Source organism: Streptomyces sp. ISL-94, assembly GCF_018614075.1.
Classification (GTDB): Bacteria; Actinomycetota; Actinomycetes; order Streptomycetales; family Streptomycetaceae; genus Streptomyces.
Genome location: NZ_JAGGOZ010000066.1, coordinates 37789 through 49771 on the forward strand (window position 1 = coordinate 37789; position 11983 = coordinate 49771).

The 11983-nt window shown below is 74.1% G+C and carries 9 protein-coding genes; 7 read left to right on the plus strand and 2 right to left on the minus strand.

From position 1 onward, the window contains the following. Window positions 1–174: 174 nt before the first annotated feature. From J7E94_RS21160 to J7E94_RS21190, 7 genes are all read left to right on the plus strand, one after another. Complete coding sequence (locus J7E94_RS21160; RefSeq protein ID WP_308345406.1) at window positions 175–1863, plus strand: ricin-type beta-trefoil lectin domain protein; 1689 nt, start codon at window positions 175–177, stop codon at window positions 1861–1863. A 268-nt stretch (window positions 1864–2131) separates the two neighbouring features. Next, a complete protein-coding gene (locus J7E94_RS21165; protein ID WP_308345407.1) occupies window positions 2132–4561 on the plus strand; it encodes an alpha-N-acetylglucosaminidase in 2430 nt (809 codons plus the stop codon). A gap of 222 nt (window positions 4562–4783) precedes the next feature. Then, window positions 4784–5116 carry a hypothetical protein gene (locus J7E94_RS21170; RefSeq protein ID WP_215017714.1) on the plus strand — a complete coding sequence of 111 codons (333 nt, stop codon included), beginning with the start codon at window positions 4784–4786 and terminating at the stop codon, window positions 5114–5116. Next, the gene (locus tag J7E94_RS21175; RefSeq protein WP_215017715.1) at window positions 5109–6188 is read left to right on the plus strand and encodes a polyprenyl synthetase family protein; all 1080 of its coding nucleotides are present in this window, start codon (window positions 5109–5111) and stop codon (window positions 6186–6188) included. Before J7E94_RS21170 ends, J7E94_RS21175 begins: the two co-directional genes overlap by 8 nt. 70 nt (window positions 6189–6258) lie before the next feature. After that, the gene (locus J7E94_RS21180; RefSeq protein WP_308345408.1) at window positions 6259–7440 is read left to right on the plus strand and encodes an oxygenase MpaB family protein; all 1182 of its coding nucleotides are present in this window, start codon (window positions 6259–6261) and stop codon (window positions 7438–7440) included. A 122-nt stretch (window positions 7441–7562) separates the two neighbouring features. After that, window positions 7563–9152 carry a molybdopterin-dependent oxidoreductase gene (locus J7E94_RS21185; protein ID WP_308345409.1) on the plus strand — a complete coding sequence of 530 codons (1590 nt, stop codon included), beginning with the start codon at window positions 7563–7565 and terminating at the stop codon, window positions 9150–9152. Window positions 9153–9230: 78 nt separating this feature from the next. Beyond that, window positions 9231–10298, plus strand: coding sequence for an esterase family protein (locus tag J7E94_RS21190; protein WP_215017717.1), 1068 nt, complete (start codon window positions 9231–9233; stop codon window positions 10296–10298). A 48-nt stretch (window positions 10299–10346) separates the two neighbouring features. Here J7E94_RS21190 and J7E94_RS21195 read toward each other — a convergent pair whose 3' ends face one another. Both J7E94_RS21195 and J7E94_RS21200 read right to left on the minus strand, forming a co-directional pair. After that, window positions 10347–11600 (minus strand): cytochrome P450, encoded by a 1254-nt coding sequence (locus tag J7E94_RS21195; RefSeq protein WP_308345410.1) that lies wholly within the window; start codon window positions 11598–11600, stop codon window positions 10347–10349. Window positions 11601–11684: 84 nt separating this feature from the next. Beyond that, a partial coding sequence (locus tag J7E94_RS21200; protein WP_215017719.1) for a putative Ig domain-containing protein occupies window positions 11685–11983 on the minus strand: 299 nt, incomplete at its 5' end.

Here is an 11983-nt window from a genome sequence, read left to right on the forward strand (position 1 = left end):
TCCGTACCGTACGGCGTATCACCGTTCTCGCGTGCGAGCGACTACGGCCATATTGCTGGTCATTGACGGATAACCACCGATGTACGTTGACAGCGGGTAGTCACCTGGCTGCACTGGGCGCACACCTGTCCTCGACCGTGCCCCGCCCCACCGCCCCCACGTCAAGGAGACTCCGTGCCGCTTCGCCTGCGCGCCTCGCTCCCCTGTCTGACCGCGGCCGCCCTGCTCGCCCTGGCGCTCTCCCCCGCCCCGGCGGAGGCCGAGCCCACCGCGACCTCGGACACCCCGCTGGCGCTCACCCCGCCCATGGGCTGGAACAACTGGGCGCACTACATGTGCGACATCGACGAGGCCAAGGTCGTCGCGAACGCCGACGCGCTCGTGTCCACCGGCCTCGCCGCCAAGGGCTACGACACGGTCACCGTCGACGACTGCTGGATGGCCAAGAGCCGCGACGCACGGGGCGCCCTGGTCGTCGACACCGCGAAGTTCCCGCACGGCATGGCCTGGCTGGGCGACTACCTGCACGCCAAGGGCCTGAAGTTCGGCATCTACGAGGACGCCGGCTCCCTCACCTGTGAGAAGTACCCGGGCAGCGGCGCCCCGGCGGGCGGCGGCGAGGACCACTACGCGCAGGACGCCCGGCAGTTCGCCTCCTGGACGGTGGACTACGTCAAGATGGACGGCTGCAACCTGTGGGTGCCGGAGGGGAAGACGAAGGAGCAGGCCTACCGGGACGCCTACAACGCGGTGGCCGCGGCCCTGCGCGACAGCGGCCGGGACATGGTGCTGTCGGCCTCCGCGCCCGCCTACTTCCAGCAGGGTGAGTGGGGCGGCTCCGACTGGCACCGGGTCCTCGGCTGGGTCGGCGAGACGGGCCAGCTGTGGCGCGAGGGCAAGGACGTCAAGGTGTTCCAGCCCGCCACGCCCGCCGCCTCGCGGTGGAGCTCGGTGATGGGCAACTACGGCTACAACCGCTGGCTCGGCCGGTACGCGGGCCCCGGCAACTGGAACGACCCCGACTTCCTGATCGCGGGCGCCCCCGGGCTCACCGCGGCGGAGAGCCGCAGCCAGGTCGCCCTCTGGGCGATGATGGCGGCCCCGTTCATCCTGTCCTCCGAGGTCTCCAAGCTGACCCCGGAGGGGCTCGCGGCCCTCGGGAACACCCGGATGATCGAGCTGGACCAGGATCCCATGGGCCGTCAGGGGGCGGTGGTCTCCTCGAACGCCACCTTCGAGATCCTGGTACGGCCGCTCGCGAACGGCGACCGCGCGGTGGCGGTCCTCAACCGCTCGGCGAGCACCCGGGACATCGCGGTGCCGCTGGAGGAGCTGGGGCTGCCGTCCTGCACGGTCGAAGCGCAGGACCTGTGGACCGGCGCGAGGCGGGAGGTCGCCGAGACGCTGACCGGGCGGGTGGCCGGGCACGACACGGGGGTGTGGCGGCTCACCCCGCGCGGCTGCGGGGAGGCCGTGCCGACCGGGCAGCTCGTGGGCGACGGCGTCCGCTGCGCCGACGGGGCCAACACCACCGGTGTCGGCGCTGTCGTGATGGGGGCGTGCACCGGTGCCGCCGACCAGCGCTGGGTCGTGGGCCAGGACGCACGCCTGCGGCTGGCCGGCGAATGCCTGTCGGCAGGCGAGGGCGGTCTGGTGGAGCTGGCGGACTGCGCGTCGGAGCCGGCGGAGCAGCCCGGCCAGCGCTGGGCGCACCGGCGCGACGGCGCCCTCGTCGAGGAGGCGAGCGGGCAGTGCCTGACGGCCCCGGCCCCGGCCGCCGGTACGGACGCCCCGGCCGAGCGGCTGCGGCTGGCCCCCTGCGGCGACCACCGGGTCGACCAGGCCTGGTCGCTGCCGGTCTGAGGGCGGCGGACGGATGACGAACACCGTGCCGATGTCCTCGCCGGACCCCGCCCCGGAGCCTCTCGGGGCCGCGTCGCCGGCCCCCGCCACGGAGGCCCTGGGGGCCGCGTCCGGGACAACGTCCCCGCCGGACCCAGCACCGGCCCCCCTCGGCGCCGCCTCGCCGGCCCCCGCCCCGGAGACCCTGGGCGCCGCATGCGGGGCAACGTCCCCGCCGGACCCCGCACCGGCCCCCCTCGGCGCCGCGTGCCGGGAACGCGGGGCGGGAGTGCGGCTCCGGGGTGTCGGGCTGGTTGCGCTGCCTGCCGCGCTGCTGACGCTGGTGTGCGCGTGGGCGGCACCCGCCGCACCCGCCGCACCCGCACCGCACCCCGGGTCGCCCACGCAGGAGGCCGGCGCACCCGCACCGCGCCCCGGATCGCCCGCGCAGGAGGCCGGCGCACCCGCACCGCGCCCCGGATCGCCCGCACAGGAGGCCGCCGCACCCGCACCGCGCCCCGGATCGCCCGCACAGGACACTGCCCGGCGAGCCGCCGCCGGGCCGGCTGCCGACGGGCGGGCCGGCGGGCGGGTCGCCGCGCCCCGGCCCGGCGCCTTCGACACCGCGCCCGCGCGCGCCGCGCTGGAGCGGCTGCTGCCGCGCCACGCCGGGCAGTTCACGCTCGTGCCCGACGCGGCGGCCGCCGCCGACACCTTCACCGTCTCCGGAACGCCCGGTGCGATCACCGTGCGCGGCAGCACCGGCGCCACCCTGCTCACCGGCGTCGGCTGGTACCTCCAGCACGTCGCCGGGGCGGACATCGGCTGGCCGGGCGACAGCATCGGCATGCTGCCCGCCCGGCTGCCGGGCGTCCCCGCGCCCGTCACCCGCAGCGCGCTCGTGCCCCACCGGTACGCGCTGAACGACACGGACGACGGGTACTCCGGCCCGTACCGCACCTTCGAGGAACACCAGCGGCAGATCGACCTGCTCGCCCTGCACGGCATCAACGAGGTGTTCGTGCAGGCCGGCGCCGAGTACCCGTACTACCGGGCGCTCCAGGACTTCGGCTACTCCGCCGAGGAGCTGCGGGCGTGGATCCCCGGCCCCGGCCACCAGAGCTGGTGGCTGCTGCAGAACCTGAGCGCCTTCGGCGGCCCGGTCTCCGAACGGCTGCTGCGGGAGCGCGCCGAGCTGGGCGGGCGGATCGCCGAGCAGCTGCGCGGTCTCGGCATGACCCCGGTACTGCCCGGCTACTTCGGCACCGTGCCGCCCGGGTTCGCCGCGCGCAACCCGGGGGCCGTCACCGTGCCGCAGGGCGACTGGGCGGGCTTCGCCCGACCGGACTGGCTGGACCCGGCCTCGCCGGTGTTCGGCAAGCTGGCCGCCGCCTACTACGCCGAGCAGCGCGCGGTTTTCGGAGACAGCGCGATGTACCGGATGAGCCCGCTGCACGAGGGCGGCCAGACCGGTTCCGTCGATGTCGGCGCGGCCGCCGGCGCCATCCAGGCCGCCCTCCACGCCGCGCACCCGGGGGCCCTGTGGGCGGTGCTGGGCTGGCAGGACGATCCGACCGCGGAGCTCCTCGCCGGGGTGGACACGAGCAGACTGCTGATCCTGGACGGGCTCTCCGACCGCTACAACCGCCTGGACCGCGAGGCCCGTTGGGGCGGGGCCCCGTACGCGATGGGCACGATCTACAACTTCGGCGGGCACACCACCATCGGCGCCAACACCTCCGTGTGGCTGGAGCGGTTCGGCCCCTGGCGGGCCAAGGGCAACAGCGCCCTGGCCGGCATCGCCTACCTCCCGGAGGGCACCGGGACCAATCCGGCCGCCTTCGACCTCTTCACGGACCTGGCCTGGGATCCGGGGCCGATCGACCAGCGGCAGTGGTTCGCCGAGTTCGCGGCGCGCCGCTACGGCCGCCCCGACCCCGAGGCCGCAGCGGCGTGGGAGGAGCTGCGCAAGGGGCCGTACAGCACGTCCTCGGGGCTGTGGTCGGAGTCGCAGGACAGCCTGTTCACCGCCCGGCCGGCCCTGACTGCGGCGGGGGCGGCGTACTGGAGCCCCAAGTCCATGCGGTACCCGTCCGGTTCGGTACGCCGGGCCCTGGACCACCTGCTCAAGGTGGATCCGGCACTGCGCGCCTCCAGCGCCTACCGCTTCGACCTGGTGGACACCGCCCGGCAGGCCCTCGCCAACCACTCACGGGTACTGCTGCCCAGGATCAAGGCGGCCTACGAGGCCGAAGACCTGGCGCTGTTCCGGCAGCTCGTCGCCGAATGGGCGGACGGAGAGCGCCGGTTGGAGGCGGTCACCGGCTCCGATCCGAACTTCCTCCTCGGCCGCTGGCTCGACCGGGCCCGCTCCTCGGGCGCCGACCGGGCCGAGCAGGACCGGTACGAGTACGACGCCCGCTCGATCCTCAGCGTGTGGGGGCGGCGCAGCACCAGCGAGGGCGGCTTCCTGCACGACTACGCGAACCGCGAATGGAGCGGCCTGATCTCGGAGTTGTACGCGCGCAGGTGGCGGCTCTACTTCGACTCGCTGGAGGAGGCGCTGGTGGGGCGGACCGCGCCGCGGGAGATCGACTGGCATGCCGTGGAGGAGGAGTGGGCCCGGCTGACCACCCGGCATCCGGTGCGGCCGAGCGGGGACCCGTACGAGGTGGCGGCCGGGATCGCGGCGGCCCTCCCCGAGGCGGCCTCCGGCTGACTTACACCATCACCGGCGGTGACGACCACCTCATGCGGTGATCGTCACCCTCCCGTGGGATTCTCGGCACTCGTGCGAGGGAGGAGGCGGCCAGCGGGTCGCCGCCCGGGAGCGGCACTCGGTTCACTGGCCCGGAAACGATCAGGGGCGGCCACCGGAGGATCCGGGGGCCGCCCCTTCCGATGCCACGAGGGCACGGCGCGACCAGGAGGGCACCGAAGCATGTCCCAGACCGAACACGAACAGCGCGCACAGGAGCAGCGGGAACGGCCCGCCAGCACCGCCCCGCCCACCGCGCCCCTGGAGCTGCTGACGCTGCTCGCCGCCGGAGTGGCCGATCTGGCCCTCGACCAGCTGCGGCAGACCGCTGACCTCGCGCAGAACGTCATGGGCCGCTCCGACCTGCGGGAGTTGTTCACCGACGGGGTGGTGGAGCTGCGCAAGCGCGGCGAACTGGCCACCCGCCGGGCCGGAATGGGCAACGAGAACTACCTGGAGACCATGGCCCGGCGGGCCGCAGAGCGCATCGCCGCCGAGGGCCGCCCCTGTGCATGACCACACCGGCTTCAAGGAGCGCATCGACGAGGTGCTGGTCCGGCTGGCCGACGAGGAGGAGCAGGCCCTCCTCGGCCTGAACGTCGAACTCTCCCCGCTCTCCGAACAGTTGCGGCGGTCGCTCGCACGCGGCAAGCGGATCCGGGCGGCGTTCCTGTACTGGGGGTGGCGGGCGGCGGGCCAGCCCGACTGCGAGGGGGTCATCCGGGCCGCCGCCGCGATGGAGCTCGTCCACGCGGCCGCCTGCACCCACGACGACATCATCGACGGCAGCCGGATGCGGCACGGGCAGCTCACCGCGCACGCGGCGTTCGCCGCGGCCGGGCAGCGCCCCACCGCGCTCGCGATGATCCTCGGCGATCTGCTCATGGGATACGCGGGACACGTGTTCACCTCCTGCGGGCTGCCCGGGGCCTACCTCGCCCGGACGATCCCCCTCTGGTCCACGCTGCTCCGCGAGACGATGGCAGGCGAGTTCCTGGAGGTTCTGCGCACCGGCACGAGGCCTCGCCTGGAGTCCCAGATGGCGGAGTCGGGCGTGGCGGAGGCGAGTGCGGCGGAGCCCAAGGTGGCGGAGTCGCTGGAGGTCGCCCGCTACAAGACGGCCAAGTACACGGTGGAGCGGCCGCTGCACCTCGGCGCGACCCTCGGCGGCGGCTCCCCCGCCCTGCTGGACGCCTTCTCCGCGTACGGTCTGCCGCTCGGCGAGGCCTTCCAGCTGCGCGACGACCTCCTGGGCACCTTCGGCGACCCGGCCACTACCGGAAAGTCGAACCTGGACGACCTCCGGGACGCCAAACCCACCGCGCTGCTCGCCCTGACCGTGGCGGCGGCCGGCCCGGACGACCGCCGACTGCTCGCGAAGCTCGTCGGCAATCCCGACCTGGGTCCGGAAGAGGCCGCCTCCGTGCGGGAGTTGATGGAACGCCACCGGGCCCGGCAGCAGGTCGAGGACATGATCCGGGAGCGCATCGGGCGGGCCACCGGCGCCCTGGACACCGCACCCATGCCCGCGGAGGCGCGGGCGGCGCTGCGCGGGCTGGCCGGGACCGCCGCCGAGCGGTCCCGGTAGCAGCCACCGCGGCCGCCGCCCTGGGCCGGCGGCCGGTACCCCACTCGAAGAGACCCGAAGGACGACTGAAGTGAACACCACCAAGACCGCCTCGGCGGGCACCCGTTACGGCGACGACGCGCTCGACACCCTGCGCACGCAGGGGGATCCGCTCGCCGACGAGACCGTCGCCGAGATGTTCCGCCGCAAGGAGGTGGGCGACCTCAACACCCTGATGCGGTTCTTCACCACCGCGGGGGACACGCTCCCCGAACAGCTCCCGGCGTCCGCGCGCGCCTATTTCGAGGCGACGGCCATGCCCCCGAGCTGGGTGGACTGGGACGTCATGGAGCAGGCCCGGCTGTTCTTCATGGACAACGCGGCCCACATCAACACCGGCCTGTCCTTCGCGGCGATGCCCGCGTCCTACGCCGTTCCCCGGCTCGCCCGGCTGCTGTCCTCGACGCACTCCCTCGCGTACCCCTCGCGGCGGATGGCCAACACCGGCCAGTTCGTCACCTACCTCATGCAGACCAACTCCTTCGCGGAGGGCAGCAAGTTCATCCCGGCGGCGCAGAAGGTGCGGCTGCTGCACGCGGCGGTCCGCCACCACCTGCGCAACGGCGGCCACTGGGACATCGAGAAGGACGGACTTCCGATCTGCCAGGAGGACATGATCGGGGGTCTGGTCTTCTTCTCCCTGCTGGTGCTGGACGCCATGCACCGACTCGGCATCCACATGAGCGAAGACGGCGCGGAGGCCTACTTCTACGCCTGGCGGGTCGTGGGCGCCATTCTGGGCTGCGACATGTCAGCGGTGCCCGTGACGCTCGCCGAGGCCCGCGACTACTGCGACCTCTACCTCCTGCGCAACCTCGGCCCCTCACCCGAGGGGGTACGGCTCAACGCCCAGCTGATGCGGATGTACGAGGACGTGGTCCCCGGCACCTTCTTCGACCCCATGGTGCCCGCGACCGTCCGCTACCTCGTGGGCGACACCATCGGCGACTGGCTGGAGATCCCGCGCACGGCCTGGGACACGGCGGCGAAGGCGGTTCCCGTGTTCCTCGGGCTGCTGGAGACGATCGAGGACAGCAGTCCGTACGCGGAGTGGGCGCTCGACAAGGCCGGCTCGCTGCTCTCCGGCCTCGAACTGTCCGCGCTGACCCGGGGCCGGGTGATGCACCACGCCATCCCGGAGGAGCTGAAGGACGAGTACGGGGTGAAGGCGCCGCGCACCGGGCGCTGGGTGCCGCCGGCGCCGGTGCACTGACGCCCGCACTGACGCCCGCGCACTGACGCCCGCGCGCCGTCCCGGCAGCGGCGACGGCAGACCGGGCTGGGCCAGGCTGGGCAGGCCGGGCCGGACCCCGGCCGTCGAGGCACACTGGCCGTGTGAAGGCAGATCCGAGGCGCCCTGGACGGCGGCCGCGCCTGCTCGGCGCCGCCAGTGGCGTGATCGCCGCGTGCGCGGGGCTGGGACTCGCGGAGCTGGCCGCGGCCGCCGTCCGGCCGGAGGCGTCCCCGCTCACGGCGGTCGGCGGGGCCGTGGTCGACCGTACGGCCGCGGCCGTCAAGGAATGGGCCATCCGGCAGTTCGGCACCGCCGACAAGCTGGTGCTCACCCTCGGCATCGTCGCCCTGCTGAGCGCCGTTGCCATCGGCGCCGGGTTGCTGGCCGTGCGCCGGCTCCCCGCCGGGATGGCCCTCGCCGGCGGTTTCGGGGTACTGGGCGCGGTGGCCGCGCTCAGCCGGCCGGAGGCGACGTGGCGGGACGCCCTCCCCTCCCTGGCGGGCGGGGCGGCCGCCGCCGGAGTGCTGTATCTGCTGGTCACGGCGTTGCGGCGGCCGCGACCGGCCGGGGCTCCGGCCGGCGGCGCCTGGGCGGTGGACCGCCGCGGCTTCGGCCGCCTCGTCGCCGCCACCCTGGCTGCCTCGGCCGGGGCCGGGCTCGCCGGGCGCCGCCTCGGGGCCTACAGCTCCGCCGGCGCCACCGCCTCCCGCACCGGCTTCCGCCTCCCCCCGCCCGCCGTGCCGGCGCCGCCCGTACCCGCCGGCGCGGACCTGCGGGTCCCCGGGATCTCCCCCTTCCTCACCCCCAACCGGAACTTCTACCGTGTGGACACCGCCCTCGTCGTCCCCCGCGTGGACGCGGACACCTGGCGGCTGCGCATCCACGGCGAGGGAGTCGCGAAACCCCTCACCCTCGACCTGCGGGAGCTGCTCGCGCGCCCCCTGGTCGAGCACGACATCACCCTCTGCTGTGTGTCCAACGAGGTCGGGGGCCCGTACGCGGGAAACGCCCGCTGGCTCGGCGTCCGCCTCGCCGACCTGCTCCGCGAGGCCGGCGTACGGCCGCCGTCGCAGGGCGGACCTGCCGACCAGCTGGTGGCCCGTTCAGTGGACGGCATGACCCTGGGCACACCCGTCGAGACCGTGATGGACGGCCGGGACGCGCTGCTGGCGGTCGGGATGAACGGGGAACCGCTGCCCTTCGCGCACGGCTTCCCCGTCCGGATGGTCGTACCGGGCCTGTACGGATACGTCTCCGCCTGCAAATGGCTGCGCGAGCTGCGGCTGACCACCTTCGCCGCGTACGACGCGTACTGGGTGCGCCGGTCCTGGGCGGCCCGGGGCCCGGTCAAGACGCAGTCCCGGATCGACACCCCGCGGGCCGGCGCCGTGCTCGTGCCGGGCCGGGTGGCGGTCGCCGGGGTGGCGTGGGCGCAGCACCGGGGGATCGCCCGGGTGGAGGTACGGGTCGACGGCGGTGCCTGGCACGAGGCACGGCTCGGGGACGCGGACGGCGCCGACACCTGGCGCCAGTGGGTGTGGCCGTGGGAGGCGACGGCGGGCCGGCACACCCTGGAGGTCCGTGCCACGGACGGCACGGGCGCGGTCCAGACGGCGGAACGCACCGGCACCCTGCCCGACGGCGCGACCGGCCACCATGCAATGACCGTACGCGTCGGGCCGGGCCCCTGAGGGCGCCGCGGGCGGATTGACGGGACAATCAGCCCATATCTCGCCCCCATCCCGTCGCTTACGTCAGGAGCCGGCGCCGTGGAGCTGACCAGTACGCCGTTCCTCGTCACACTGATCGCCGTCACCGCGCTCGCCATGCTCGCCGCGCTGCTGCTGTGGAACCGGATCTCCGGCCCGGGGTGGGTGCGGTGGCCGGCGCGGGTGCTGATGATCGGGCTCTGCCAGCTCACCGCCATCTGCGGGGTGGCCACCTGGATCAACGGCGATTACGGGCTCTACTCCTCCTGGGACGACCTCCTGGGCACCGGCGCCGGGCAGGACGCGGGCTCGATGACCGGCCCGCCGCCGGGCCGGGCCACGTTCACGCAGGACGGCGACGGCACCCGGACCACCTACTTCCGCGGCTCCCACTCGAAGCTCGCGGGGCAGGTGACGGTGTGGACTCCCCCGGAGTACGGCGCGCCGGGCACGGAGCGGACCCGTTTCCCCGTGCTGATGCTGCTGCACGGCCATCCGGGCACGCCCCGTACGTGGATGGACCTCGGGAACATGCCGGGCGCGCTCGACCAGCTGGTGCAGCTGGGCGCGGCGCACCCCTTCATCGTGGTGATCCCGGAGATCCATCCGGGCGGTGTGAACACCGACTGCAGCAACACTCCGCAGCGCAAGGTCGCCGACTGGCTGGCGCAGGACGTGCCGGATCTGGTCGCACGGCAGTTCCGTACGCTGCCCGCCCCGGCCGGGTGGGGGCTCATGGGCGTGTCGACCGGGGGCTTCTGCGCGGCCAAGCTGCCGTTGCAGTACCCGAAGGTGTTCCGGGCGGGCGCGGCCCTGGATCCGGATCCGCTGACCGGCGATCCGCAGGTGCTGGCCGACCGGACCCTGCGCGAGCGCAACAGCCCGATGTGGCTGGTCGAGCACGCGAAGAAGGCGGACGTCGGGCTGTTCCCGGCCACCTCCGCGCAGGACAAGGACAGTCCGCCCGGGCAGCTGGAGGCCTTCACCAAGGCCGCGGCCGGCAGCGGGGTCCGGGTCAAGACGCTCGTCCGCCCGGAAGGCGGGCACAACTTCCAGACGTGGATCGGGATGTACCCGGAGGCGCTGGGCCGGCTGAGTACGCAGCTCGCACCGCCGAGCGCGAGGTAGCCCCTTCGCCCCGGCGGGAATCCCCGCCGGGGGCGGGATGCGGCGCCGCTACTTCCGTACGAGGCGGACCGGCAGCGACTGCACGTTGTTGCTGATGAAACTGCGCTGGTGGGGGATCTCCGCCTCGGGGACGGCGAGATCCAGGTCCGGGTAGCGGGCGAAGAGCCGCTCCAGGGCGATGGTGGCCTCCAGCCGGGCGAGCGGGGCACCCATGCAGTAGTGGGCGCCGTGGCCGAAGGAGAGGCTGCGGGCGGCTGTGGGACGGGTGACGTCGAAGCGGTCGGCGTCCGGGCCGTGGAAGGCCTCGTCGCGGCCGGCCGCGCTGTAGCCGGCGAGCACCGGGGTGCCCTGCGGGATCACCGTTCCCTCGACGTCCAGGTCGCGGGTGGGGTAGCGGAACGGGAACCAGCTGACCGGGGAGTCCCAGCGCAGCGTCTCGTCGACCACGTCCGACCAGGTCGCCTTGCCGTCCTGGACCAGGGCCAGCTGGTCGCGGTGGGTGCACAGGGCGCGGACCGCGTTGGTGATGAGGTTGAGGGTGGTCTCGTGGCCCGCGACCAGCATCAGGCGCATGGTGCCGATGAGTTCGGCCTCGCTGAGCCGGTCGCCGTCGCCGTCGCCGTCGCGGGCGGCGATCAGGGCGCTGGTGAGGTCGTCCCCGGGGGCTTCCCGGCGGGCGGCCGCGATGACGCCGATCAGGGCGACGAGCTCCTGGAGGGCGGCCATCTTCCCGGCCGGGGTGACGTCGGTCGCGATGATCACGGTGTTGGTCAGCCGGTGCAGCCGGTCCCGGTGCTCCGGCTCGACGCCGAGCAGCTCGCAGATGACGCTCATCGGGAGCGGGAGGGCGAAGTGCGTGTGCAGGTCGGCGACCCCGTCGGGGGCTTCGGCTGCCGCCCGACCGAGGTCGTCGAGGAGTTCGGCCGCCAGCTCGTCGACGCGCGGGCGCAGCCGCTCGACCTGGCGGGCCGTGAAGGCCTTGCCGGCCAGCGAGCGGAGCCGGCGGTGGTCGGCGTCGTCGGAGGTGTGCATGCCCTGGGCGTTGGCGAAGACCCGCAGCGGCCAGTCGGGCGGGATGGTGCCGTCGTGCAGGGCCGGGAAGTGGCGGGCGTCCTTGGCCACGTCGGGGTGGGCGAGGAACTCCTTCAGCGCGTCGTGTCCCAGGACGACCGCGCCGGGCACCCCGCCGGGGAGCACGACCTCGGCCACGGCCCCCTGAGCGCGCAGCCGGGCGTTCAGCGCGTGCGGGCAGCCGCCCGCCGGGTCGATGACGTGCGGGACGGGTGAAGTGGGGGACGGCACGCCGGATCTCCTGACCTGGTGAACGAAACTCGGTCAACAGTGCGGCTTCGGGGGCGGGTTGTACAAGTGCGCCCCCTGGCCGTCTCAGAACCAGTTGACGGTCAGCGCGAAGGAGGTGCCCGCGGTGGCTCCGGCGGAGTCGGTCGCGGTGGCTGTGACCTGGACCGTTCCGCTGCTCCAGGGCTTGCCGGTGATGCGTCCGGAGGCGGCGTCGAGGGACAGGCCCCAGGGCAGGCCGGAGGCGGCGTAGCGGACGGGCTGCTTGCCGCCGGTGGTGGTGAGCTGGATGGTGCACGTCTGGTTGAACTTGCACGTCTGCGGACCGGGGTTGGCGAGCCTCAGGTCACCGGGGGTGGGGGTCGGGGTGGGCGTGGGCGTGGGCG

Excerpts from the sequence above, each read along its gene's own strand:
- J7E94_RS21170 (WP_215017714.1), top strand. The coding sequence starts at position 4,784 with ATGTCCCAGACCGAACACGAACAGCGCGCACAGGAGCAGCGGGAACGG.